This window comes from Aquisediminimonas profunda, assembly GCF_019443285.1.
Lineage (GTDB): Bacteria > Pseudomonadota > Alphaproteobacteria > Sphingomonadales > Sphingomonadaceae > Aquisediminimonas > Aquisediminimonas profunda.
On sequence record NZ_CP080327.1, the window covers coordinates 1,302,748 to 1,328,186 of the forward strand.

The window sequence follows — 25,439 nt, forward strand, 5'->3', positions numbered from 1 at the left end:
GCTGGGCCGCGGCGATGTAATTGGCCGCGGCCACGGCCCCATTCAGATTAAAATTCAACATTCCCGCAGCCCTGCTCGGGCCTGCGAACCCTTGCACGCGCACTCTTTGCCTTAGCGGCACCATCAAATGAAAGGTTTTCATCATGCTTATTTCACTATCTGATTATCTCGAACTCGCCACGCGTGGTTATGCCATGGCCTATGACCAGCATTGGAAAACAGCACCATTCGAACCCGAAGACTGGGTCGCTGATCCGTCCGGCCTCGGTCTGAACGCAGCGCGCAGGATCTTTTTGCATCTGACGGAGATCGAAGAAGGTCTTGATGTCGACTCTTGTTGCCGGGACGAGCGGCTCATGCTGCTGGCTGCATGCCAGATCAGTCGGGTTGCACTCATCATGTCGAATCCTCCGACGGTCGATATCTTAGCGCAAGACTGCGACATTGCGGCGTTGATTTCGCCGACCTGTGCTCCTTTTCTGGCACCTGCTGGGTTTGTGGCAAGGGACCTTTCAAAGCCCGAAGATGTTGAAAACGAGCAGATTGGCGATTGGCGCGTCCATCACATTGCCTGGAAAATATTCAACGCACACCTCTTGCTCGAGCAGGAATATCGCATGGCAAAGGCGCAGGCGCTGTGGTCGGAAGCTGACGCACAGAAGCGGATCGCGCGACTTCAGCGACGTTTGGATGAATTGGAATAACTTGCTTTCCTCGGTCGTAACGTCGGTCGCGGGGCAGGCGAGATTCCACACTGTGGTGCGCAAACCGTTTCGTTCGGCTAGCGCAGTGTTGGTCCGTAAAAATTTGGAAGGGCCGCGATCTTTATGGGGGATTGTGGCCCAATCCAGCTTGCTTCGAGAAATGACCTCCATTTCTCTGGATCGAGCTCGAGTGTGATCAGCGCCTGGCAAGCCTGATACGTGAGGGCCAGCGCGTGCTGCGTATATTGGGGAAGCTTTTCCAGAGGGTGATCATCAGAAGCGAGCGCCCGTTCGCAAAGATCACTCATATCATCCAGATCGAGATCGCCATCTTGCTGAGCAAGGTATCGGTAGAGAGAAGCTCGAGGATCGCTCAACTCGAGTGCCGCACTGAGACCGTGCCAGAGCATGCAGGGCAAGTTCCCGAGATCTCCCTTGCAGATCAAAGGGAGCTCTGTGTCCAGAAATTGTGCGACGGTCCGGTTGTTGGCGTTGAAATCCCAGTCGCTCGAATAGCGCGACAAGCTTGCATAGGTATCCAGCACCACCGTCGCGCATTCGATCGGATGGCGCAGGTGCGGCGGCAGCACCTTTCTGGTGCGTTCCGTCTCATTCAGGACTTTGCGGCAAATGCCTCTCAACAAAACCCAGGGGATTTCTTCATCGGGCATGAAGTCTGCAATCCATTGGTCGAATGTTCCTTTCCCATGGACCAGCTCGAAGGCGAGTTTCCAGCCTCGGGCGGCATCCTCGCCAAAGGTTGAAATGGTCTTTTCGAAAATCGAGCTGTCATAATCTTCGTTGGTCATGGGATACACATTCATACTCATACTCCTTCGCTAAAACTGGTGGCGCCCTTGTGTTTGCGCATCAGCCCGGCGCGTGTTCGGCACATGACCCACGGCGCTTGGGCCAGGCGCTGAGATCCAAATCTTCAAACCCTTCAAACGGATCCATGTTGGCAAACTCAGAAAGGTCGAAGGGCTCGAACGCTTCGCCGGGATATTTCTCAAATCGCCGAACCCAGCGCCTGACCAGAAGATCGGCCTCAAACTCATTGGCCCGGCGCAACGCCAAGATCAGAGCGCACATCTCAATTCGGACTTCGTTTACCCGACAAGCCTTCCTGGCACCGCGAGCCTTTAGCCCCGCGCGCATGGTCTTTTCGCAGACCCCGAATATCTCTGCGATCTTGTTGGCGTGGTAATCACCCCGTTCGAAAAGCGCGACTGCGGCGGCCCACTCATGCTCGCAGAGCTGGCGGTATTTGCGGTAGGTTCTGGGGATTTTTAACATCGCACACTATAGCACATCTGGTGCGAAAAAGCTAATTTGGTGGCACGTCCAAAGATCGGGCCATGGTTGACAAGTTCAAGCCCAGTTCATCTTCTTCACTATTGCCGAAACGGCTCATTTTTGCCGATTTTGCCCCGCTTTCAAGCCCGTCACCTGCATGCTTCAGGTTGGATCAAACAACAGAATCACGCAACTTGAGCGGAATTCCCACAACCTTGTTTTTGCATCAGACAGGCCATGCGCTGGCCGTCCGGGCACGGACAAAAGAAGCAAGGGCAGGGGCCATCGCGCCATAGAATGAAGCAACCCCATTAGCCCCGCCTGAGAGGTTCTTCGAATGCGTTGGCGCCTCTCCGCACCCTATTGCGAATGCATGCCCTGTGAGCGCCCCCTGAGGGCCCCACAGGCCATGGCGCCACCTGTATCGGGAGCCATGACCCAAACGACCATACAGCCCCGAGAACAACGAACCCCGCGCTCCCATGCCACAAGACCCAACCGACTGTATCCCATAGCGCGATGGCTATGGAGATCGGCAAGTCGCTGCCAACTACAGTCATGGAAGGCTCGTACCGCCTGCAAGGGTGCCCGCCAGACGCAAAGCCCAGCGGACACCCTTTGCAGTATCTAGGCGATCATACGATCCGAAGATGGGGCTCCATGATCTGGCCATATTTCTTCTCGGGCCAGGGAATGATCGTCCAGCCCTTCTCGGGGTCATAGACGCCTAATCCCTCTTCACCACGTGTGAGAGCTTCGGTGAGGTGTTCCTCTTGTCCAGCAATCTCCCAGGATTCCCACATTTCGGGGTGCCAGACGTCCTGGAGTTGCCTGTAGATCATCCTGAACCCGGAAAGCAGGATTGCCGACCGTATCCGGCTTTTGGCAAAAATGACGAATTCGCAATTTTCTTCGAAGTCGTTCACCTCATCATCACCCATCGGCAGCATCGTCTCGTATACATAGTGCTTCATCACCAAACTCCTTTTTGCTTGTTGGTGACACCAGCTTAGGTGCCCGAGCGATGGGGGTCGGGTGGCAAATGGGTGGGATGCGTTGGCAAATGCGGTGATGTTGTGGCCACGTCATTCTCTGGTGGCAGCGCTGAATTATCGTGTTAGCCTGTGGGTCCTGCTGGCATGATCAGCATGGGGGAGGGGATCATTCTGCAAGGGGGCAGAATGGTCCCTTCTTGTTGATGGTTGAAGGATGTGGGGGGGTGGTGGAAGCGTTGGGAGAAAGTGGAGCTATGTCTGCTGTGTTGGACTGACCGGAACGTTCGGTAATAGGAACCAAAATGCGATAAGCTGCCGTAGGTTCAGTCAGCTCATTTCAAGTCCGCTTTGCGCCCAGAACCCGCCGTCTTGGGCGAGGTTATTTTGACAGGACACAGACGTCCGTCGTTTGAGCTACCTTCGGACGGTCAACACAATAACGATTATAACGGGGAGCGGGCATTCTTTCCTGTAACCTCGGCCATATACTTCCAACGCGTCGCGAGCAATCTGGCGCTGATCGGATTGCGCCTTATCGATCATTGAACCAACAGCCCATCGGCGGTAGCCAAAGCAACGCCCTCGACCTTGGCTTGAGCAGCAAGGATCGCCAGATATTGCGAGACGGCGCGGCGCCAGCTGGCTTCTTCCAGATAGGTGGCGATCTTTTCCCGGACCAATTCGAAGGGCAGCTGTTTTTCTTCGATACACCGGCCTGCCCGGATGACATGAACGCCGAAACGGGTCTTGACGGGTTCGTTGCACAATTCACCTGCGGAAAGTCCAAATAGTGCTTCCTCGAACGGAGCGACGGTCTGCCCGGGTCCGATCTGACCAAGATTGCCACCCGTTTCCTTGGATGGGCACGCCGAGTATTGCCGGGCAAGATCGGCAAACTGGCTGGGATCCGCCCGAAGTTTTCGGATCGTCGTGCGCGCATCACCGGTTGCGAGGCCATAGGCAAGATCGTCGCCTGGCGATGCGGCAAACAGAATATGCTCAGCCTCGACAATTTTGGGAGAGGTGAAACGATCCTTGTGCAGTTTGTAATAGCGTTCGGCAGTGGCAATATCCGCTTTGGGCGTGGTCACTTCCTGTTCAAGCAACGCCTCGATCAGCGCATCCTCTGGTGCCAGGGTTTGCCCGTCGGCATCCAGCATATCCGCAGCGACAATCCCTAGCCGAACCGCCTCATCAAGCATCAAGCGCCGAATGACCAGTGCCTCGGCTGCCGCTGTCCACGCCGCCTCGGGCGTTTCCGAAGGATGATTCTGCGCTTCGACCGCAATTTCGGCGGGCAGAATTTCCTGCCCTCCGACGCTGACCCGTTCCAGTATCTCAACCATTGCGCAGCGCCTCCTTGCGCGAACGAACGATCTGGTAGCCTGGCCGCCAGACATACCGAACCGGGGCCGAAAGCATGTGGACCAGGCGCGTGAACGGGAACAGCAGCAGGATCGTCATGCCCAGCATCAGGTGTAGCTTGAAGACGATATGGGCGTCGGCAACATAGCTTGATGCTTCGGCCTGAAATGTGAAGATGCCTTGCGCCCAGTTCATGAATTTCACCATCTCGCCGCCATCAAGGTGCTGCATAGACAGCGGTATGGTCGACATACCGAGAGTTAGCTGCAGCCACAGCAGCACAAGGATCAGGATATCGCTTGCATTCGACGTCTTGCGGATGCGCGGATCGAACAGGCGGCGATGGACCAACAAGGTCGCGCCAGTCAGCGCAAGGACCCCTGCAATGCCTCCGACCATTATCGCGAGCACCTGTTTGGCGCCGTGCGGGATGCCGAGTGCGTCAAACACCGCGATCGGCGTCAACAGTCCACCAACATGGCCGAAAAAAATCACCAGTACACCGAGGTGGAACAGGACCGATCCCCAGATCAGTTGCTTGCGGCGCAGCAACTGGCTTGATCCAGAGCGCCAGCCATAGGGTTCGCGATCAAACCGGATGATCGAACCCAGTGCCAGTACAGCGAGTGCAATGTAGGGATAAATCCCGAATAATAGGTGGTTGAAGAATGCGGCCATGATTAAAGGCTCCTGCCGTCAGCGGAAGCGAGAGATGCGGCAGGTACCGCAAAACGATTGACCAGAGCAGCGGCCTGCGGGCACTCGACACCGGCTTGCGGGTCGGGAGCGGCCGCAAACCGAACTTCTTCTACTTCCCAAGCAGCATCAAGCGCTTCAAGATCGTCTGGATTGTCGGCAGGGGCAATTGCACTTTCAGCATCAATCCCGCGATCGACTCGAGCCAGATCGCACAAGGCAATCAGCACCGCAGCATATTGCGACATGCGCTTGCCCAGCCGAACAGCCAATGCTGCCAGCACCAAACCGGGTTCGGAGAGTTTCTCCAGCGCGTCTGCAAGCGGAAGGACCGAACAATACTCCAGGAACTGCGGGAGGAAGTCGGGCAGTTCGTTGGAGACTGGTTCAAGCCCCGCGTCCAGATATCGTTCCCGCAAATCGACCATCGCCTGGCCGCGATCGCGGCTCTCGCCATGGACATGCTCAAAGAGATAAAGCGAATGCGCGCGGCCCCGATCAAACAAGTCGGTGTAGTTTTCCTGTATCTCGAGAAGATCTGCCGCGCTGATCTGCGCGAACAAGGGTTCGAGCGCCATGCACTGTGCCGAGGACAAGAGCCCCTCGTCGGCTAATAGCTGCCGCATCTCCGGCACCGCTGCCTGCAATTCAGCAGAAGGGTACTGCATCAAAGCGGAGAGGATTTTGAACGTCATCGTCATCACATCACCTCCGATGGCGTTTGCAGTTTCTTGCGCGCCGGTGCGCCAAACAGGTTGGTCTCGGTGCTTCCGCTCGAACAACCGTTTCCGAAAGAGAAGCCGCAAGAGCCGCGCTCTTCGAACATGTCTTCGGCATCTTCGCGATGGCCGCTTGGAATGACGAAACGGTCCTCATAATTGGCGATCGCCATGACGTGATACATCTCTTCGATCTGGCGAGGGGACAAACCAACGCGCTCTGCGATGTCGGTGCGGATCACGCCCTCAACCGTCTTGCCGCGCATGTAGCTGCGCATGGCCATCATCCGGTCAAGGCAGACCGCAACCGGCTCTTCCTTACCGGCAGTCAGCAGGTTGGCGAGGTATTTGAGCGGAATACGCAGCGAGCGGACGTCAGGCATATCGTCGATCATCGCGATCTTGCCAGCTCCCGCTGCCGCACTGATTGGCGACAAGGGCGGCACATACCAGACCATTGGCAGCGTGCGATATTCTGGATGAAGCGGGAAGGCGACCTTCCATTCCATCGCCATCTTCCAGACCGGTGAATGGCGCGCCGCCTCGAGCCAAGCCTCGGGAACGCCATCTTTGCGCGCTTGCTCGATGACCGCGGGGTCATTGGGATCAAGGAAGATATCGAGCTGCGCCTGATAAAGGTCCTCGACATCCGGCGCCGAAGCAGCTTCTTCTATCCGATCAGCGTCATAGAGCATCACGCCCAGATAGCGGATCCGCCCGACACAGGTTTCAGAACAGACGGTCGGTTGCCCAGCCTCGATTCGCGGATAGCAGAAGATGCACTTCTCCGATTTGCCGCTCTTCCAGTTGTAGTAGATCTTCTTGTAGGGACATCCCGAGACGCACATCCGCCAACCACGACATTTCTCCTGATCGATCAGGACAATTCCGTCTTCCTCGCGCTTGTAGATCGAGCCCGAGGGACAGGCTGCGACGCAGGTCGGGTTAAGGCAATGTTCGCATAGTCGCGGCAGATACATCATGAAGGTGTTTTCGAACTGGCCGTACAGTTCCTTCTGCACGCCTTCGAAGTTGTAATCTGCGGACCGCTTTGCAAATTCTCCGCCGAGGATTTCTTCCCAATTCGGGCCCCAGTTGATCTTCTCCATCCGCTCGCCGGTGATCGCTGAACGTGGCCGTGCGGTGGGCTGCGCCTTTGATTCCGGAGCATTTTGCAAATGAGCATAGTCGAAAGTGAAGGGCTCGTAGTAATCGTCGATTTCGGGAAGATCGGGGTTGGCGAAGATCTTGGCCAGCAGCCGCCATTTGCCGCCCATGCGCGGCTGGAGCCGCCCGCCCTTGACCTGCCAGCCGCCGTTCCAGCGCCGCTGGTTTTCCCAATCCTTGGGATAACCGATACCTGGCTTGGTTTCGACATTGTTGAACCATGCGTATTCCATGCCGTCGCGGCTGGTCCAGACGTTCTTGCAGGTCACCGAACAGGTGTGGCAGCCGATGCACTTGTCAAGATTCAGCACCTTGCCGATTTGCGCGCGAACCTTCATGTCACATCCTCCCCGGCCAGTTCGTCCGTCGGCAGGGTTTCTTCCATCCAGTCGACCTTGGACAGCTTGCGGACGATAACGAATTCGTCGCGGTTGGAGCCGACGGTCCCGTAGTAATTGAAGCCATAGGCCAACTGGACATAGCCGCCGATCATGTGGGTCGGTTTGAGCACGGCGCGGGTGACACTGTTGTGGATGCCGCCGCGATTGCCGGTCAGCGGCGATCCCGGCATATTCACGATCTTCTCTTGCGCATGGTACATGAAGAGCGTTCCCTCCTTTATGCGCTGTGAGACAACCACCCGCGCGACCAGAGCGCCATTGGTGTTGAAGGCTTCGACCCAATCGTTGTCGACCAGCCCGGCTTTCACCGCGTCGACTTCCGACATCCACACGATCGGCCCGCCGCGTGACAGCGTCAGCATCAAGAGGTTGTCTGTATATGTCGAATGGATGCCCCATTTCTGGTGCGGGGTGATGAAGTTCAGAATGACGTGCTTTTCATCCTTGGCCTGATCAATCATCGGCTTGACGGTCATTGTATCGATTGGCGGACGATAGACGCAGAAACCTTCGCCAAAGGCGCGCATCCAGGGATGGTCCTGATAAAGCTGCTGACGACCGGTCAAAGTGCGCCACGGGATCAGCTCATGAACATTGGTATAGCCCGCGGTGTAGCACACGGTCTCGCTCTCGATCCCTGACCAGGTGGGCGAAGAGATGATCTTGCGCGGCTGGGCCTGGACGTCGCGGAACCGGATCTTCTCGTCTTCCTTGGGCTTTGCCAGATGCGTGTGGCTGCGTCCGGTGTTTTCCGAGAGCGCCTCCCATGCCTTGACCGCGACTTCGCCGTTTGTCTCGGGCGCCAGCATCAACAGCACTTCGCAAGCGTCGATCGCGCTTTCGATCCTTGCGTTGCCGTGAGTTGGGCCGCCATCATTGACCATACCATTGAGGCGCTTCAGCAACTCAACCTCACGATCCGTGTTCCAGTTGATCCCCTTGCCGCCATTGCCAAGTTTTTCGACTAAGGGCCCAAGCGACGTGAAGCGCTTGTAAAGCCCGGGATAATCGCGTTCGACCACGGCAACGTTGGGCATGGTCACGCCTGGAATTGCATTTCCTTCGCCACGTCCCCAATCGGCAACGTCGAAGGGTTGTGCCAGCTCCCCTGGCGTGTCGTGGAGGATCGGAGTGAGCACAACATCTTCTTCGACGCCGAGTACTTCCGGCGCGATTTCAGAGAACTTCTTGGCAAGGCTCTTATAGATTTCCCAGTCCGACTTGGTTTCCCAGACCGGATCAATCGCAGCCGACAGCGGGTGGATAAAAGGGTGCATGTCAGACGTGTTGAGATCGTCCTTTTCGTACCAGCTGGCGGTTGGCAGGACGATGTCTGAATAGACGCAGGTCGTGGACATGCGGAAATCGAGCGTAACGGCGAGGTCCAGTTTTCCCTTTGGCGCTTCGTCGTGCCAGTTTACCTCGTCAGGCTTTTGCGCACCGGTTTCGCCAAGGTTCTTGCCCTGCACGCCGTGCGACGTGCCGAGCAGGTGTTTCAGGAAATACTCATGGCCTTTGCCCGAGGATCCCAGGATGTTCGAGCGCCAGACGAACATATTGCGCGGCCAGTTGGCGGGATCGTCCGGATCGCGGCACGACATTTCAAGGTCGCCCGATTGCAGCCCCTCCGCCACATAGTCCTTGGCTGCCTTGCCCGACACTCTGATGGCCTTGGCGACGTCAAGCGGATTGGTCTTGAGTTGCGGTGCGGAGGGCAACCAGCCCATCCGTTCAGCCCGGACATTATAATCGATCAACGTCCCCGACCAGTCGCCATCGGGCGCTGTGGGGGAGAGAATCTCCTTCACATCGAGCGTCTCGTAGCGCCACTGGTCGCTATGCGCGTAAAAGAAGCTGGTCGAGTTCATCTGGCGAGGCGGACGATTCCAGTCGAGCCCGAAGGCGAGTGGCAGCCAGCCAGTTTGCGGACGCAGTTTTTCCTGCCCGACATAGTGGCACCAGCCGCCGCCGGACTGGCCAATGCAACCGCATATCACCAACATGTTGATGATGCCGCGATAATTCATATCCATGTGGTACCAGTGGTTGAGACCTGCCCCGAGGATGATCATTGATTTGCCGTTGGTCTGCTCAGCGTTGGCCGCAAAGCCACGCGCCGTCGCAATGATCTGTTCGGCCGGGACACCGGTGATCTTCTCAGCCCAAGCCGGAGTGTAAGGGACGTTATCGCTGTAGTTGTCGCTGACATGTTCTCCGCCGAGGCCTCGATCGAGGCCATAGTTGGCGCAGAACAGATCAAACACAGTCGCGATAATGGCCTTGCCGTCCTTGAGCGCAATCGAACGAACCGGCACGCGCCTGTTCAGCACATCTGGATGGTCCGTGCCCTTGAAGTGGTCGTGTTCGCGATTTCCGAAATAGGGGAACGAGACTTCGACAATGTCATCATGATCATCGTCGAGAATGGCGGTCATGCGAAGCTTGACGTCGTCACCCTTGCCATCTTTTTCCTCGAGGTTCCATTTGCCCTTTTCGCCCCAGCGGAACCCCGCCGTGCCAAGCGGGGCGACCACTTTCCCGCTGACATCGTCGATCGCGACCGATTTCCATTCGGGGTTGTTCTTCTCGCCCAGGGATCCATTGAAATCCGAGGCGCGCAGCATCCTCTCAGGAACATACGCGCCGTCTTTCTCGACTAGCCGGACCAGCATCGGCATGTCGGAATATTTGCGGCAATAGTCTTCGAAATAGGGCACTTGCCGGTCGAGATGATACTCGCGCAGGATAACGTGCCCTAGCGCCATGGCCAGCGCGGCATCGGTTCCCTGCTTGGCGTTGAGCCACAGGTCGGCGAACTTGGTTGCCTCGGCATAGTCAGGTGAGACCACGACTGTCTTTGCGCCGCGATAGCGCGCCTCGGTGAAAAAATGCGCATCAGGTGTGCGGGTTTGCGGGACATTCGAGCCCCACAGCATGATGAAGCCCGAATTGTACCAGTCAGCACTTTCGGGAACATCGGTCTGCTCGCCCCATGTTTGCGGGCTCGACGGCGGCAGATCGCAATACCAGTCATAGAAAGACATGCTGGTGCCGCCGAGAAGCGATAAATAGCGCGATCCCGCTGCATAGCTTACCATCGACATCGCCGGTATCGGCGAAAATCCAATGATCCGATCAGGGCCATATCTTTTGGCGGTATAGGCGTTTGCTGCCGCAACGATCTCGGTAACTTCGTCCCACCCGGCGCGGACAAAGCCGCCATGGCCGCGGATTGAGGTGTAGCTCTTGCGCTTGGCCGAATCCTCGACAATCGAGGCCCATGCGGCGACCGGCGGCATAGTCTGGCGCGCCTCGCGCCACAGCCGCACCAGGCGCGAGCGGACCAGAGGATATTTTAGCCGCTGGGCCGAGTAGATGTACCAGCTGTAGCTGGCCCCGCGTGCGCAGCCGCGTGGCTCATGGTTGGGCAACTCGGGCCGGGTGCGTGGATAGTCAGTCTGCTGCGTTTCCCAAGTGATGATCCCGCCCTTGACGTAGATCTTCCACGAGCATGAACCGGTGCAATTTACCCCGTGGGTCGAGCGCACCACCTTGTCGTGTTGCCAGCGTTTGCGATAACTGTCTTCCCATTCGCGGGATTCCCCAGTGGTGACGCCATGACCGTCCGAGAACGGAGTCTTTGCCTGCTTGAAGAACGTCAGGCGATCGAGAAGGTGGCTCATGCTCTTGGTCCTTATTGGGCAACGGCGAGGGCAGGGACAGGCGAATTGCCGCGTTCTATCGCGTGGAGCAGGCCGCCCTTGCGCGTGTAGACAAACCAGGTCAGCGCAGCGCAGCTCGCGTAGAAGATCAGGAAACCCCAAAGTGCTGCCATTGGAGTTCCGGTCACTGCAATCGCGCTGCCGAAGCTCTTCGGGATAAAGAAGGCGCCGTAGGCGGCGATGGCAGAGGTAAAACCGACGATCGCAGCTGATTCCTTTTCTGCCTGCCGCGTCGTCTCAGCCGCGTTCAATTCGGGCATCAGCCGCGGAACTTCCTGCCGCATGATCACCGGTATCATCTGGAAGGTCGAAGCATTGCCGACGCCCGTGACGAAGAACATGAAGACGAACATTCCAAGGAAACCAAAGAAGTCCTTTTGTCCGAGGAAATGCATCACTCCAATCACTCCGAGCATCATGCCCAGGAACACCCACAGCGTGACGCGAGCACCACCCCATTTGTCCGACACCCAGCCCGTCGCGGCCCGGCTGACAGCGCCGACAAGCGGACCCAGGAAGACGTATTTCAACACATTGACGTCAGGGAACTGGCTCTTGGCGAGGAGCGGAAGGCCTGCAGAAAAGCCGATGAACGAACCAAAGGTGCCGGTATAGAGCCAGCACATCAGCCAGTTATGCTTACGCTGGAAGATCACGGATTGTTCAGCAAAACTGGCTTTGACGTCAGCGATGTCATTCATCCCGAACCATGCCAGCACGCCCGCGGCAATAATGAAGGGCACCCAGATGAATCCAGCATTCTGCAGCCAGAGCTGGCCGCCTTCGCCGGTGGCCGCCGGTAGGCCACCCATCGTGCCAAATACGCTGGCAGTTATCACGATCGGGACCAGAAACTGCATTACTGACACGCCCAGATTGCCGAGTCCGGCATTGAGCGCCATCGCATTTCCCTTTCTCGCCTTGGGGAAGAAAAAGCTGATGTTCGACATCGATGACGCGAAGTTACCCCCGCCAAGACCGCATAGCAGCGCGAGCACCAGAAAGATGAAATAGGGAGTTTCAGGGTTTTGGACCGCATAGCCGATTCCAAATGCCGGGATCAGCAGCGAAAACGTTGACAGGGTCGTCCACAAGCGCCCGCCGAAGATCGGGACCATGAAGCTATAGAAGATCCGCAGGGTCGCGCCAGAAAGGCCCGGAAGTGCCGCCAGCCAAAACAGTTGGTCAGTGGTATAGTTGAACCCGATCAGCGGAAGTTTCGCGACAACCATCGACCAGACCATCCATACCGAGAAGGCGAGAAGAAGCGCAGGGATTGAAATGTAGAGATTCCTCCGTGCAATCGGCTCGCCAATATTCTCCCAGAATTCGCGCTCTTCGGGCCGCCATTCTGCGATCACTTTTGCAACGCCGGCGCCATGCAACTTGGTGTCGTGAAGATCAGCCATTTCTGGGAATTGCGGCAGTGATCGGGCATCGAGGCCCGATGCCTTCTGCTCCATCTGTCGGACGGCAAGGTGCATCCAGCCAAGCGCCACGACGACCAGCGCAAACAGGACCATGAAGCAGCTCGTCCAGACCCCGGTCAGGTCACTCACTGCGCCGAAAATGATGGGCAGTATAAAGCCACCGAGCCCGCCGACCATGCCGACCATGCCGCCGACAGCCCCGACATGATCAGGATAATAGACCGGGATGTGTTTGTAGACTGCGGCTTTGCCCAGCGACATGACGAAGCCGAGCAGGAACATCGTAAGGACAAAGGGCAACAGGCTCATCGACGTAGAAAAGCGGATATCTCCCTTGATCCCGTGGATCACATAATCAGTGGCGGGATAGGAAAGCATGAAGAGACAGACAAGCGACACGCCAAAGGTCACATACATGATCTTTCTGGCGCCATATCTGTCCGATAGAATTCCTCCATATACCCGAAACAGGCTGGCTGAAAGCGAGAAGGTCGCTGCGAACAAACCGGCCGTTTTCACATCGACGCCATAGACGCCCATGAGATATTTGGGCAGCCAGAGCGCCAAGGCCACAAACGCGCCGAACACGAAGAAATAGTAAAGCGAAAACCGCCAAACCTGCTGGAACTTCAGCGGCTCAAGCTGTTCGCGAAGGGACTTCGGCCTGGCTCCTGAGATCTTGCGGCTCGCAAAGTCGGGATCATCCTTGCCGAAGAGGAAGAACAGCACAGCGACGACTGCAAGCGCTGTCGCCCAGATTTGAGCCACGGCCGTCCAGCCCAGCGCGACCATGACAAAGGGCGCTGCGAATTTGGTGACGGCAGCTCCGACATTGCCCATTCCAAAAAAGCCAAGTGCAGTTCCCTGTTTTTCTTGCGGGTACCATTTGGAAACATAGGCGATGCCCACCGCAAAGCCGCCCCCGGCCAGACCCACTCCCAACGCCGCCGCTAGAATCATTGGGTAGGTGTGCGCGTAGGAGAGCAGAAAGGTCGATGCCGCCGAGGCCAGCATGGTTGCTGGAAAGACGATGCGTCCCCCGCGCTGATCAGTCCATACCCCCAGGAACACCCGGATCAATGAACCAGTCAGGATCGGCGTACCGACCAACAGACCAAACTGCGTGTCATTCAGCCCGAGCTCGGCCTTTATCTGAATGCCGATGATTGCGAAAATCGTCCAGACAGCGAAGCAGATTGTGAAAGCAAAAGTACTCAGGCCCAGCGCGCGGTTTTGATCGGTTTTTGGCACTGCAAGTATCGTCGGCATGGCTCGCCCCCCGCGAATAACGAATTCGATTGACCGGGACGTTGGCTTGGCCGGGCGAGAAGGTTTTTGATCTGAGTCAAAGTGAGGCCCCTCTTGAGGAACCAAATCGCTTGCGGCTGATGCTTATCATATGGTGGCCTGACTTTAGTTATGGATCGAATTGATAATCATCAATTCATGGCCTATTCCGGCCACAACCCGGAGGAGTGAAACTTGCGCGAAGGCGAACGACCAGAGATTGCCAAGCTGCCGCTGTTCGCCGAGATGGATGAGGACAAACGCAATCGGATCTTCACAGCCTCGTTCTTGCAGGCGTTCCCGCCGCAACTGACGCTGTTCGAGGTCGGCCAACATGCGGATTTTCTCCACGTCCTTGTCGATGGTCTGGTTGAACTCTACACAACCAATGCGGAGCGTGACACGACGATGGCGATCATCGAGCCAGTCCATAGTTTCATTCTTGCAGCTGTAATTACCGATCAGCCGTATCTGATGGCAGCACGAACTCTCAGTGCATCGCGGGTTTTGCTGATTCCGGCGGAACTCTTGCGTGCCGTGATCCAGCACGATGTAGCCTTGATGCAAGAGACCATGCGTGAACTGGCGATGGGTTATAGAGGGCTGGTGCGGGCCTTAACCGACTTAAAGCTGCGTCAATCAACCGAGCGACTTGGCAACTTCCTGTTGCTTGAGAGCCGAAAGCTAGGCGGTGCCCGAAGGCTCCGGTTGCGCGGCGAAAAGCGCTTGTTTGCTTCGCTTCTGGGTATGACGCCAGAGAATCTCTCCCGCGCCTTCAGCGCGCTCGGTAAACATGGCGTGATTGTCGAAGGCGCCAACATCGTCATCGACAATCCAGTTGCACTGGAGGCCTTTGCGCGCCCGGATCCTGTTGATGATTCCAGCCTAGATCAATCCTGATCAGAAGTGCGCGTCAACGGAGAACCAGACCTTGGTCGTGTCGGTCGCAAACCGATTTGCATTATATCGCGCAAGTTTCGCAAGAGCCGTTACATGCGGATGGAGCGGATAGCTGAGCGAGGCATCCCACTCGCTTCCATAGCCAATGCCTAGCCTGGCCGAGCGATAATCATGATAGACCAGCCGGAATGCGGTTCCCTTGAGGGGGCCGGGTTTGTTTAACTTGTAGCCCAGGTCAGCATAGATATCCTGCAAACCATTAACCGGTGTGGTCAGGAATTTGTCGGCCCAGCCATTGAACGAATGAAGCGTTGCGAGTGGAGTTTGCAAGGCCGAACGGCCATCACCATCCAATAGCTCATAGCCGCCTTTGATGGTCAGGGACCCGGTCGCGATCCCGGGTTCGATCAGCCAGTAATCATGCCCGAATGACAGAGGATTGCCGCCGTGACTGTTTTGCCTGGCGTATTCGGCAGCATAGGTCAGTTTGATGCGTTTCGAGAGCGTCTGTTCTCCAGTCAGTCGCACTCCCAACGTGCGCGATGACGCTGCTGGTGCCGCAGGAATATCGAGCCAATAGCCATATCCCGAAACGGTGCCAAATGACCCGACCCGATAGCCGACGCGGAGGCCGTGAATATCGTTGTCGCGCCAAATGCCCTGCGGCGAATCCGGTCCGAACACGCGGTTGACCCGCCAGGCGTAGATATAGTCTGCGGTTAGTCCCTTGACCGGCTTGAGCGTGAGCCGCGCCGCATCAAGCGTCTGGTCATTCTGGCGCCAGCCAACCGAGCCAATCCAGCGCTGGTTGTCGAGGTTCACGGCCTGTCGTCCTCCCGTCAACTCGACCCGACCGTCCGGCTTCCAGCGGACATAGGCCTGGTTGAGCAAGACGTCTTCGGGATCGGCCACAACAGGAAAGCGGGCCAGGCCGTTGACTGTGTCGTTGAACCGCTCCGCGCCGAGATTCAGGATCGCCTCGCCTTCGACCAATATGCTGAGGCCATGCCATGCGGCCGTCTTGAGGCCGGCGCGCACCCGAATTGTAGAAGCGGTTGCGTTTTCTGACAGGCCGTCCTGATCGACAAGCTCAAGCCGATATCGGATTTCCGCATAAGGGGTCACTGGCGCGGCGGATTTCGCTGCGATGGGCGCCTCCGCCGATTGCGCAAGGCTGGGCGCACTAAAAAGCGTGCAGACCAGCATGATTGACGGCGTGAGGAGCCTGACCAATGTATTTCCCATGGGCCGCCCTTAGCGACACGCGGCGCTGGTTGAATTGACTTAAATCAATTGTAACAGCAAGAGCTCAAGTCATGTCATTCCGCCAATCGACCCTCCTCGCTGCACCACATCGGCTGCCCTTTTTGACCGGGGCCTTGAACCTGATCGTGCTGATGTTCTGGTGGTGTTTGACGCTGATCGATCTTCATATCCGTTCGCTCGGGCTTGCCCCATCCGAACTGCCAACCTCTCTGTTACACGCGCCGATCATGCTCTATCTTCTCTTGCCGCCCTTCTTCTTCGGGTTTCTCTTGACCGTATTCCCGCGCTGGATGGGCTATGCTGATCTGGTGGTTCGCCAATATGCCCCGATCGGAATTGCCTTTCTGATCGCTTCGGCACTTGCTTGGATCGGCCTGTTCGCCAGCGCACTCCCGATCCTGATCGCGGCCTTCGTACTGGCCGCCTTGGGTTGGATAGTCACCCTGTGGCAGCTATTCGCCCTGATCCGGGCTGAGCGACGCGACGGCAAGGGGCCAACATGGCATGCGTGGTCGGTCTTCGCTGCCCTGGTGCTCGGGCTTGGTGGTCTGGTGCTCCTGCTCTTGTTCCTGATTGGACACGATAGCCGGCTTGTTCAGGCAGCGAACCTGATTGGCACGTTCGGCTTGCTGGTTCCGGTTTTCACGACTGTCGCTCATCGGATGATCCCTTTCTTTGCCGGGAACGTGATCAAGGGCTATGTCCATTGGCGGCCGTTTTGGGTGCTTTTGGCACTCTGGATTCTACTGATCACCCATCTTGCTCTTGAGCTGTTTGGGCTGAAGAACTGGCTATGGGTGTCAGCTCTCGGCCTCGCTGGCTTGACCGGCCTGATGTTGCGAAGATGGTGGCCATCGGCATCCGCGCCTGGCCTGCTTCGGGTTCTGTTGTGGGGATTTGCCTGGGCACCGGTCGGTTTCGCGCTGATCGCCGGTGACAGCGGCGCACGAATTGCCGGCCTGAACGTCAGCCTTGGCCGCGCCCCGGTCCATGCGCTCTATATCGGCATGGCGGGAAGTATGCTGATCGCAATGGTTACCCGGGTAACTCAAGGACATGCCGGTCGACCGCTGGAGATGCCATGGGTTGCATGGATCGCGTTCTGCGGGATCCAGTTATCGGCTGTAGCCCGGGTCATCGCCGGCATGCGCGAAGAACAAGGCAATTGGCTCGTCTTGGCCGCTTTGGTCTGGCTTCTTTCAGTTTTGCCCTGGGTCTTCAGGCAAGTGCACATCTACGTCGCACCAAGAATTGACGGAAAGCCGGGATGAGAAGTGAACAACTGATACTAGCTACGCTAGCGTTGGCAATGCACAGTGGGAATGGCAACTTGCTGGCACGTCCAATTTGACTGGCAAAATCGCACATTGGGCCGATTGGCGATCTGACCAAATCGATCACACCAATGCCGGCTTTCCCATCTTCACTTTCAAAATCAGACTGTCAGCAAATGGCCAATTTCCCGTCTTTGGCGGATCATGAATGTAAGGCAGCTACCAGGGACCGGATTGAGCCAATAGGACGACCGCAATGTCAGCGGCTACGGACCAACCCGCAGCTTAAGCAAACGGCAAGTTAGTCCGCAGGCTCAATCCCATCTACATCGACCAGGCCCTTGCCAACGACTACGCCGGTGATGCGAGCGCGCGTCCCTATGTGATCCATAGAGACACGGTGTAGGTCGAGTTTCCACCGTCCGCCCAGGTCACGACGCAATACGAGTCCGCTTTGCTCGCTTAGCAGGGTGCCGGTTTCGTCGATTAGGGTTCCGATCGGTTCCATCTGGACGCTGGCCATATGGATGAGGGCCCATGATGGCCAGAGGTAGGAGGGTGGAATATGGTAAATGTCTTGATAGCCAGAAGGCATTTGGATTGATTTGTCTCCATCCCACTCGTTCCATGGTGGCTTGGTTCTACTCATTCCACATTGGGTGGGTTCCATACATTCCTATTGCAAGAATTGCCGTGTTGCGATTGGATCCCTGAGACTGTGCCAAATAATCTGGAATGCATTGTCTCGTTCTAGCGATTACATGGAATGGGAAATGCTTTTCGGCTTTTGACCGATCCTCCAGAAGGTCTCTCTGCACTGGACATACCTTCTGGAATGCCGGCCAGTAGCCAGCTCGCGATCATTCGCGCACAAGAAACAGCCGCAGGGGTATTTGCGATCAATTTCTTCGGACATGTCCTGGCGACGCCATGGAGTTCCGTTGTTCCTATCCGGGGGCGTCAAGCTCAAGGGCAGAACATATGACTTGGTCGGGAAGGGGCAATGCCGATCCGCGACGCGCTGACCTGGGATAGTCAGCCGTTGGCGTGATTATCAATCAATGCGGGTGGAAGCCTGTGGACAGGATATATTGATGATCTGGCCTGTAGAATTCCTTGGTGATGTATTCGATCCATCCGGCCGTGTCGAAGCAGCCCTCGAACCAGAGTGAGCCGGGCCCGCGCGTGATCTTCTTCCAGCAGGCAGCAAAAGCTGCCTGATCGTCCAGACTGAGCGCAGCAGGCAGCCATCCATCGAGCCTGCACACAGCATGGATATGCGGGTTGCTGTTGAGGTGCTCGGTAAAGGCAAATGCCAGGAACCGATCATCCGGTGCAAGTTTGTGTACCGTCTTGCGGCCGAAACAATAGCGATCCACCTCGAGACAAAAGGCTCGAAACATCTTCTTGAGCTTTTCCTCGGTGACGTCCCGGTTTGGATTGAGCGTAAGGGCGTGAGAGCAACCTAAATTGGCAATCCAATCGATGCTCGCGCTGCGGAGAACGGATTTGCGCATTGGGTTGAGGAGTGACGGGGAAGAATGGGACGCGGGTCGAGACAGGCTGGGCTGCAATATCGTGGTCATGGTTTACTCACTTCAAATGTAGTTTATCGGCATTCTCGATATATTACATGCAAAATGAATATTAAACAACACGCATAGATGCATTTCGACGACCGGCTATGGGCGTAGGGCCTTTGTAAGGGCCTGGCGATCTGTTGCGCTAAGCCCCATTTCACGCATGCTAGGCCGCAATTCGCGCAGCATTTCGACGACGTTGATTTCCGCAACCGCAAGCCAACGTCGCGGCGCCTGGGGATCGGCTGCCACCTCGTAGAGTACACGCAGCTGCTCGGCGGGTAGTTCTGCCAACGGCCGCCCAGCGAGATTGCGCAGGTCTGCCTCGACGATGCTCTCAGCTGCCTCTTCTGGGGTCGGCGCAGTCAGCAGGGCCCAATTGACTTCGGGGTGCCGTTGCTTGATCACGGCTCTCAGGAACGTTGAAGAATTTATCCCAAGCGCGTCTGCCAATTGCTGGGCTCGCTCGATGGGAATGGGAACACGGCCGATCGCCCAGTGGCTCAGCATGACGCTTGTCTTCATACCCAACTGTTTGGCAATCGTACGCCCACTGATCCCGCGCCTTTCGGACATTTCCTCGAGGCCGGCCCGAAGCATTCTGGCCGCATCAGTATCTGCAAGCGGATGAGTATTGCTCGGCATTGCAGTAGGCTCTCTCACGCGAATTTCCGTCATAATTGTCCTCAAGCGCCAGGATTTGCCACGCTTTAGCACGATTGAATGATTCGACAAGTCAGAATGTGTGTGCTATAACACTCAAATGATGATATTGAGTTCTGATCCTGTCTTAGCCGCTCCGCCGAACGCAAAGGCTATTCTCGCAAGTGAGCGGCCCTTCACGCCCGAAACGCTTGGAAAGCGATGGGGCTGCAGCTCAGAAAAGATCCGCCACATGTTTCACAGCGGGGAGCTCGCCGGGTTCCGGCTCGGCAAGCTCATTCGCATCCCCGCCATTGAGGTTCAACGTTTCGAATGCCAGTCTCCTACAAGCTCGTCCCATACCGCGGTAAACTTGCCGTCGCTTTCGGCACGGGAAGCAGTCGCATTCGACTCTCGACTGGCACGAATGACAAGGGGTTAGCAGAGGCACGCGCGAAGCTAATCTGGAGCAGCCTCAACAAGCCCGGCTCGGATCGCGTCGAAGACCTTTGGGCCACATATGTGCAGGACCGCTCCAAGGAAATCGCCGACCTATCGCGCCTCAAATACGCCTGGAAGGTGTTGGGTCCATTCTTTGCGGACCGCATGGGGCACACGATCGATCACGACCTGTGTCGCGAATACGCCAGGAACCGGAAGCGACTTGGCAGGGCTGACAGCACTGTGCGCATTGAACTTGAATATCTGCGCGCGTGTCTCAATCTCAGATACGGCCGCGGCAATACACATGTGTGGACGCCGCCCCAAAGCAAGCCGCGCAGCCGTTACTTGACCAAGGCGGAACTTGAAAAGCTCCTCGATCGCGTCAGCACGCCTCACATAAGGTTGTTCATCATCCTTGCCGTCACGACGGGCGCGCGCATGAAGTCCATTCTCGGGCTCAAATGGGAGCAGGTCGATTTCACGCACCGTGCGATCAACTATGCACCCGCCGGTCGCCACCAGACGAACAAGCGGGAGACGGAAGTGCCGATGAATGGCCGGGCCTTGATGGCACTGGAAGAAGCCGTGCCGGCTGCGCTTACAGACTATGTGATTGAATGGGATGGCCAGCCCGTCAAAAGCGTCAAGAAGGCCATACGGGGAGCAGCGGCGCGTTCCGGCGTTCCCTGCTCGCCCCATGTGTTCCGGCACACCGCTGGCGTCTGGATGGCCCAGAGCGATGTCCCCATGCAGAAGATCGCGCAGTTTCTTGGGCATACCTCGACTCGTGTCACAGAACGCACTTATGCACGCTACAGCCCGAGCTTCATGAGGGATGCAGCTGCTGCTCTGGACTGGTGATGGTTCAATTGAACCAAAGGGGCACTGTGGAGCCAAGTTACCTGTTTGGGCTAACCCCATGACATCACAAGGGAAAAAATGGTGGGCGTGGCAAGGATTGAACTTGCGACCCCTGCGATGTCAACACAGTGCTCTACCACTGAGCTACACGCCCACTCTGGAGGAGGCCCCTAGCGGCAAGCGGCGCGGGCCGCAAGCCCGCTCAACTCAATCCAGACATGCTCCCGACATCGAACACCCGATCGACCTCAAGGACAAGATCCTTGAGATGGAATGGCTTTGAAAGGACTTTGGCATTCGGCATGGCCTGCCCGGCTCGCAGGGTTACTGCGGAGAATCCGGTAATGAACATTACGCGCAGGTTTGGATCGATGACCGATGCCTTTTGCGCGAGTTCAATCCCGTCCATTTCCGGCATGACAATGTCGGTCAGCAAAAGGTCGAACCGTTCGCCAGCCTGAATTTTCGCCAGTGCGGTTGTTCCGCGGTCCACCGATTCAACGCCATAACCAGCGCGTGCCAGCGCGCGCGCAAGGAAATCGCGCATGGCATCATCGTCATCGGCAAGCAAAACCCGGATCATTCGTTCGCCCTGTTCCTACCCTGATCGCGCAAATGCTCTGCGCCCCGTTTCAATAGCGCAGCATATGCTAACATTTCCAGCATTGTGCGTCCCATTGCGAATGATTACCAGTTCAAAGATGGTAAATCCGCCTTTCGTTCAATTCGGCATGTCAGACCCAAAGCATCCGTTGCTGATTACGGTGCCCCATGGCGGTCGAGACTATCCGCCCGGCCTCGCTCTGCTTTCCAGATTACCCGTCGCTCAATTAAAATCTTTGGAGGACAGGTTTGCCGATCTTCTGATCGAGGGCGCTGTCAGTGCCGGTCATGCCGCACTGGTTGCAAAAGTTCCCCGCGTCTGGGTTGATCTAAACCGCAATGAGCGGGAATTCGATCCTGGCCTGGTGTCAGGTCCCGAAGGCGTCGTGCCTCTTGCTTCCGCCAAGGTTCGCGGCGGACTCGGCGTCGTGCCAAGGCGAGTAGTTCGAGGAGGCGACATTTGGCGCGGTCGGCTTAGTGAAGAGGCATTTGAGGCGCGGCTGTCAGGGGCGCATCGGCCCTGGCATGCGCACATCTCTGAAAGCCTTGAAGCCAGGTTCGACAAATTTGGCGTGGCAGTTTTGCTGGATGTCCATTCAATGCCGCCGCTTCCGTTGACAAATGACGAGCAGCCAGCGCCGCACGTTGTGATTGGCGATTTGTTCGGGCGGTCAGCGCGTGGCCAATACAGCCGGCTTGCACTCCAGGTCGCGGAACGTCATCGCTTTGTGGCCAGGCTCAATACGCCTTATGCCGGAGGGCATATCCTCGAGCGGCACAGCCAGCCGGCACGTGGCATACACGCGCTGCAGGTTGAGATCGATCGAAGTCTCTACTTAGATGCAGCGCTTGACCAGCCCGGACCCGGGCTTGCCCGGTGCCGCGCTTTCCTTGCTGATCTTGCCGATACATTGTCCGATGAAGCGCTCTGCGCGCCGGTTGCCGTTGCGGCCGAATGAAAAAAGCCACCCCGTGCAAACGCACGGAGTGGCCAAGGTTCAGGGAGGAAACGCACCCGAAGGTGCGTCAGAGCCGACCTTGCGAAAGGGGGGGAACGCCCGGCCGTCTCAAGAAGCAAGATAGGACGGTCGTCCGGAGGTTTCAAGAGGAACAGTCGATTCCTCACGAGTCCAAGAATAGACAAAAAGATTCAGGCGCTACTCCGTGAGAAATAGCGCCTGAATGCTTGGAATTCTTGCGATCAGGCCGCGATTTCCGGAGCCGGGACCTTGCCCTGATCAAGCTGGCGGGCAAAAATTTCGCGCATGATGCCAAGCGAGAACAGGTGCGCGTGGACCAGGGGCAACAACCCGGACTGCATCATCTTGCGCAGCGAGTCGCCGCGCAGGTCACGGAGCTTTTCTTCATTGACCATCTGGAAGCCGCGATAGACAAATGGCTGTTCATTGTCCGCCACTTGAATCGAAACCTCTCCGTCCATCAGCAGTTCGGACTTGATCAGCTCCTGCATGAAGGCAGTGGTCCGCTGGCCAGCCTGTTCGAACTGTTCGCAAAAGCCCAGAATGGCCTTGACGCCCTCGCTCGGCTGTCCGTCCACGAACAGCGGGTCGCCCTCTTCGAACGGGCCGATCGTGTTTGCAGATGGATCGAAGCACAGCGACAATTCATCCGAATCTTCGCGCAAACGAGCCAGAAGAAAGGGATAACGACGGACATAAGCCGGGACATAGACCTGGTCGAGCAGCTTTCCGTCGGCGTCGACAAAGGTGTTGATGCCTTCGTTGAGGCCCATGAGCGCCAACGGCACCGGATTGTCGCCTGCCGAAAAAATGATCGGGTAGTAACGCTGGGCCACCGCGAATTCATCAATGGTCAGCGGGATAGCATGCTGCCGTGCAAAAACTGGGAGCGCATCGCTCGCCCGAGCCTTCCAGCTTGCGTGCTCGACCGACGATAGCGGTGTCAGGTCGCTGAACAGCAGCGGCAGTTGGTTGTTGGCGGGTGGAACGCTGGCCATCTGGAAATCTCCCTAGAGTAAGAGGCGAACCCCCTATTGTGCAGTCGCGTCGGACGCAAGGGGCACAAGCTTGCCCGGGTTCATGATGCCTGTTGGATCAAGGGCCGACTTGATCGCGCGAAGTGCAGCGATTCGGGCCGGATCCGACAGCCGCAGCAGCTCTTGCCGCTTCATCTGGCCGATCCCATGCTCGGCCGAAATCGAACCCTTGGCTTCTACAACAAGGTCATAGACAAGGTGACTGGCTTCCTTCCCCGGCCCTGACCTCCAGGAATCGCCATCCACCCCTTCGGGTGCCCGGACATGAAAATGCACATTGCCGTCGCCCAGATGGCCAAACGCCGATGCTTTCATGCCAGGAAATGCGGCTTCAACCCGAGCGACGGCATTTTCCATAAAGTCCGGCATCGCATCGACAGGCACGGAAATATCATGCTGGACGGCAGGGCCGGCAGCGCGTTCGGCTTCGGAAATGGAATCGCGCAGCCGCCAGAAGGCTTCGGCCTGAGCTTCGTTTGCAGAGACGACCGCGTCCAATGCCATGGACTCTTCAAGCGCGCTTCCCAACAGGTCCTCAAGCGCCGCGCGGCTTCCACCAGCAGAGACATGCTCAACAAGGACATTCCAGGCCGTGGGTGATTGCAGCGGCGCACGACTGCCCGGAACATGCTCCAACACGAGGTCAAGCGTGTCGCGTGGCACGACTTCGAAGCTTTCAATCGCCTGCCCGGACCGCGCCTCAAGCCAGCGCAGAAGGCGCAGCGCCGCCTGGGGGCTCTCCACGCCCACCCAACCGACGGCGCGATCGCCGATCGCGGGCACAAGCTTCAGGCTGGCTGCCGTGACGACACCCAAAGTGCCTTCCGCGCCAACCAGCAACTGGGTCAGGTCATAGCCCCTATTATCCTTCTTGAGGGCCGCCAGTCCGTCATAGATCGATCCGTCAGGAAGCACGGCTTCCAGCCCGAGCACCAGCTTGCGCATGGTCCCGAAGCGCAGCACTTGCGTCCCGCCCGCGTTGGTCGAGACCAGCCCGCCGATTGTGGCAGACCCCTTTGCTCCCAGCGACAGCGGAAAGCGCATTCCCTTGGCCTGTGCGGCATCGTGCAGATTGCTCAGGATCACACCCGCTTCGGCGACAGCGATGCCGCTTGGCGCATCGACAGTACGGATCGTGTTCATGCGTCGGAGCGAGAGCAACACCGAATCTCCGGATGGCAAGGGCGTGGCCCCCCCGACCATTCCGGTATTGCCGCCCTGCGGGACAATGGGCAGCCCGGCCTCCCGCGCGATCGCAATAATTGCTGAGACCTCGGACACATTTGCAGGAGAGAGCAGGGCTTTTGCCGCGCCGCGATAGATCCCGCGCCAGTCGACCAGCCAGGGCGAAAGGTCATGGGCATCGTCATGATATCCCTTCGGGCCCAGAAGGGCCTTCAGTTGCGACAAAGTGTCTGAAACCATTTGATTGTTCATTTCGATCCCGGAGAGATTAATCTCATGTTCAAGCTGGACGCCGCATGCGAGAATGCACAATGGTTGCGCTCAGATGATCCTTTTTGCTTATGCTGCCCTCATAGGACCGGCAAGTGCCGGCGTGCAATCATTGCCGTTGCAGGCCGTGAGCAGTGAAGTCACGATTGTTGCCCAAGTGCAGATCCAGCGCAGTACAATCGTCCGCGTCCCTCCGGCAGCCCCGCCATCGCGTCCCGCACCGGTCATAAAGTGGAAGGAAAAGGGCGCGCCCAACTGCATCAAATGGTCAAGCATGGCGGCTGCAATGGTCTCGAGCCCGACCACGATCGATCTGGTTGTCCGGGGTGGCACCCGCTATCGGGTGAAGCTGGAAAAAAGCTGCCAGGCGATCGATTTCTATTCGGGCTTCTATGTGAAGGCGACGACGGACGGCCGGGTGTGCGAAGATCGCGATTCGATCCACAGCCGCTCAGGTGGCGAATGCCTGATTGACAAATACAAGACACTTGTTCCCGCGAAATAGGTTGGCACGTCGCTTAATATCGTTGCTTAAGTTCGCTAACTTCCCGCGCATTGAGCATGGTGAGGGAATCTAGCGTTTATTCTGCTGTCCCCCGTGCCAGAAATCGGTAA

General features: G+C 57.3%; 22 protein-coding genes and 1 tRNA gene. 6 read left to right on the forward strand and 17 right to left on the reverse strand.

Going from position 1 to position 25,439, the window contains the following annotated elements; genetic code table 11:
* The first annotated feature begins 143 nt into the window (after positions 1 to 143).
* The gene (locus K0O24_RS06550) at positions 144 to 704 is read left to right on the forward strand and encodes a hypothetical protein (protein ID WP_219895066.1); all 561 of its coding nucleotides are present in this window, start codon (positions 144 to 146) and stop codon (positions 702 to 704) included.
* A 77-nt stretch (positions 705 to 781) separates the two neighbouring features.
* Here the strand turns inward: K0O24_RS06550 and K0O24_RS06555 are convergent, their stop codons facing one another.
* The 9 genes from K0O24_RS06555 to K0O24_RS16875 form a co-directional block, all read right to left on the reverse strand.
* Complete coding sequence (locus K0O24_RS06555; RefSeq protein ID WP_219895067.1) at positions 782 to 1,528, reverse strand: hypothetical protein; 747 nt, start codon at positions 1,526 to 1,528, stop codon at positions 782 to 784.
* A gap of 46 nt (positions 1,529 to 1,574) precedes the next feature.
* On the reverse strand, positions 1,575 to 2,000 hold the full coding sequence (locus K0O24_RS06560; protein WP_219895068.1) for a hypothetical protein: 426 nt from the start codon (positions 1,998 to 2,000) through the stop codon (positions 1,575 to 1,577).
* A gap of 635 nt (positions 2,001 to 2,635) precedes the next feature.
* Positions 2,636 to 2,974 (reverse strand): hypothetical protein, encoded by a 339-nt coding sequence (locus tag K0O24_RS06565; RefSeq protein ID WP_219895069.1) that lies wholly within the window; start codon positions 2,972 to 2,974, stop codon positions 2,636 to 2,638.
* A 560-nt stretch (positions 2,975 to 3,534) separates the two neighbouring features.
* The gene (locus K0O24_RS06570; protein ID WP_219895070.1) at positions 3,535 to 4,341 is read right to left on the reverse strand and encodes a peptidylprolyl isomerase; all 807 of its coding nucleotides are present in this window, start codon (positions 4,339 to 4,341) and stop codon (positions 3,535 to 3,537) included.
* Positions 4,334 to 5,038, reverse strand: a complete 705-nt coding sequence (gene narI, locus K0O24_RS06575; protein ID WP_219895071.1) for a respiratory nitrate reductase subunit gamma — start codon at positions 5,036 to 5,038, stop codon at positions 4,334 to 4,336. The genes K0O24_RS06570 and narI overlap by 8 nt, the downstream gene beginning before the upstream one ends.
* Positions 5,039 to 5,040: 2 nt before the next feature.
* A complete protein-coding gene (narJ, locus tag K0O24_RS06580) occupies positions 5,041 to 5,757 on the reverse strand; it encodes a nitrate reductase molybdenum cofactor assembly chaperone (RefSeq protein WP_219895072.1) in 717 nt (238 codons plus the stop codon).
* The gene (narH, locus tag K0O24_RS06585; RefSeq protein WP_219895073.1) at positions 5,757 to 7,280 is read right to left on the reverse strand and encodes a nitrate reductase subunit beta; all 1,524 of its coding nucleotides are present in this window, start codon (positions 7,278 to 7,280) and stop codon (positions 5,757 to 5,759) included. Before narH ends, narJ begins: the two co-directional genes overlap by 1 nt.
* Complete coding sequence (locus K0O24_RS06590) at positions 7,277 to 11,026, reverse strand: nitrate reductase subunit alpha (RefSeq protein WP_219895074.1); 3,750 nt, start codon at positions 11,024 to 11,026, stop codon at positions 7,277 to 7,279. The genes narH and K0O24_RS06590 overlap by 4 nt, the downstream gene beginning before the upstream one ends.
* An 11-nt stretch (positions 11,027 to 11,037) precedes the next feature.
* Positions 11,038 to 13,764, reverse strand: coding sequence for a nitrate/nitrite transporter (locus K0O24_RS16875; protein ID WP_219895075.1), 2,727 nt, complete (start codon positions 13,762 to 13,764; stop codon positions 11,038 to 11,040).
* A gap of 213 nt (positions 13,765 to 13,977) precedes the next feature.
* On the opposite strand from K0O24_RS16875, the gene K0O24_RS06600 reads away from it, so the two are divergent.
* Positions 13,978 to 14,682 (forward strand): cyclic nucleotide-binding domain-containing protein, encoded by a 705-nt coding sequence (locus K0O24_RS06600; RefSeq protein ID WP_219895076.1) that lies wholly within the window; start codon positions 13,978 to 13,980, stop codon positions 14,680 to 14,682.
* Here the strand turns inward: K0O24_RS06600 and K0O24_RS06605 are convergent, their stop codons facing one another.
* Positions 14,683 to 15,927 carry an alginate export family protein gene (locus K0O24_RS06605; RefSeq protein WP_219895077.1) on the reverse strand — a complete coding sequence of 415 codons (1,245 nt, stop codon included), beginning with the start codon at positions 15,925 to 15,927 and terminating at the stop codon, positions 14,683 to 14,685.
* A gap of 71 nt (positions 15,928 to 15,998) precedes the next feature.
* On the opposite strand from K0O24_RS06605, the gene K0O24_RS06610 reads away from it, so the two are divergent.
* Positions 15,999 to 17,219: an NnrS family protein gene (locus K0O24_RS06610; protein ID WP_219895078.1), complete on the forward strand. Its 1,221-nt coding sequence runs from the start codon at positions 15,999 to 16,001 to the stop codon at positions 17,217 to 17,219.
* 304 nt (positions 17,220 to 17,523) lie between these two features.
* Here K0O24_RS06610 and K0O24_RS16780 read toward each other — a convergent pair whose 3' ends face one another.
* From K0O24_RS16780 to K0O24_RS06625, 3 genes are all read right to left on the reverse strand, one after another.
* Complete coding sequence (locus tag K0O24_RS16780) at positions 17,524 to 17,871, reverse strand: DUF5818 domain-containing protein (protein ID WP_246611155.1); 348 nt, start codon at positions 17,869 to 17,871, stop codon at positions 17,524 to 17,526.
* A 409-nt stretch (positions 17,872 to 18,280) separates the two neighbouring features.
* Positions 18,281 to 18,739 (reverse strand): hypothetical protein, encoded by a 459-nt coding sequence (locus tag K0O24_RS06620; protein ID WP_219895079.1) that lies wholly within the window; start codon positions 18,737 to 18,739, stop codon positions 18,281 to 18,283.
* Between the two features lie 165 nt (positions 18,740 to 18,904).
* Positions 18,905 to 19,465: a helix-turn-helix domain-containing protein gene (locus tag K0O24_RS06625; protein WP_219895080.1), complete on the reverse strand. Its 561-nt coding sequence runs from the start codon at positions 19,463 to 19,465 to the stop codon at positions 18,905 to 18,907.
* A 312-nt stretch (positions 19,466 to 19,777) separates the two neighbouring features.
* On the opposite strand from K0O24_RS06625, the gene K0O24_RS06630 reads away from it, so the two are divergent.
* The gene (locus K0O24_RS06630; protein WP_219895081.1) at positions 19,778 to 20,749 is read left to right on the forward strand and encodes a tyrosine-type recombinase/integrase; all 972 of its coding nucleotides are present in this window, start codon (positions 19,778 to 19,780) and stop codon (positions 20,747 to 20,749) included.
* A gap of 79 nt (positions 20,750 to 20,828) precedes the next feature.
* Here the strand turns inward: K0O24_RS06630 and K0O24_RS06635 are convergent.
* Both K0O24_RS06635 and cpdR read right to left on the reverse strand, forming a co-directional pair.
* Positions 20,829 to 20,903 (reverse strand) — tRNA-Val (locus tag K0O24_RS06635).
* Between the two features lie 48 nt (positions 20,904 to 20,951).
* Positions 20,952 to 21,332, reverse strand: a complete 381-nt coding sequence (cpdR, locus tag K0O24_RS06640; protein ID WP_219895082.1) for a cell cycle two-component system response regulator CpdR — start codon at positions 21,330 to 21,332, stop codon at positions 20,952 to 20,954.
* A gap of 100 nt (positions 21,333 to 21,432) precedes the next feature.
* Between cpdR and K0O24_RS06645 the strand changes: the two genes are divergently transcribed.
* The gene (locus K0O24_RS06645) at positions 21,433 to 22,311 is read left to right on the forward strand and encodes an N-formylglutamate amidohydrolase (RefSeq protein ID WP_219895083.1); all 879 of its coding nucleotides are present in this window, start codon (positions 21,433 to 21,435) and stop codon (positions 22,309 to 22,311) included.
* Positions 22,312 to 22,553: 242 nt separating this feature from the next.
* Here K0O24_RS06645 and K0O24_RS06650 read toward each other — a convergent pair whose 3' ends face one another.
* Positions 22,554 to 23,330 carry a SapC family protein gene (locus tag K0O24_RS06650; protein ID WP_219895084.1) on the reverse strand — a complete coding sequence of 259 codons (777 nt, stop codon included), beginning with the start codon at positions 23,328 to 23,330 and terminating at the stop codon, positions 22,554 to 22,556.
* A gap of 33 nt (positions 23,331 to 23,363) precedes the next feature.
* A complete protein-coding gene (locus K0O24_RS06655; RefSeq protein ID WP_246611156.1) occupies positions 23,364 to 24,806 on the reverse strand; it encodes an FAD-binding oxidoreductase in 1,443 nt (480 codons plus the stop codon).
* A 145-nt stretch (positions 24,807 to 24,951) separates the two neighbouring features.
* Here K0O24_RS06655 and K0O24_RS06660 point away from each other — a divergent pair, with 145 nt between their 5' ends.
* Positions 24,952 to 25,329, forward strand: coding sequence for a hypothetical protein (locus tag K0O24_RS06660; RefSeq protein ID WP_219895085.1), 378 nt, complete (start codon positions 24,952 to 24,954; stop codon positions 25,327 to 25,329).
* The last annotated feature ends 110 nt before the right edge of the window (positions 25,330 to 25,439 follow it).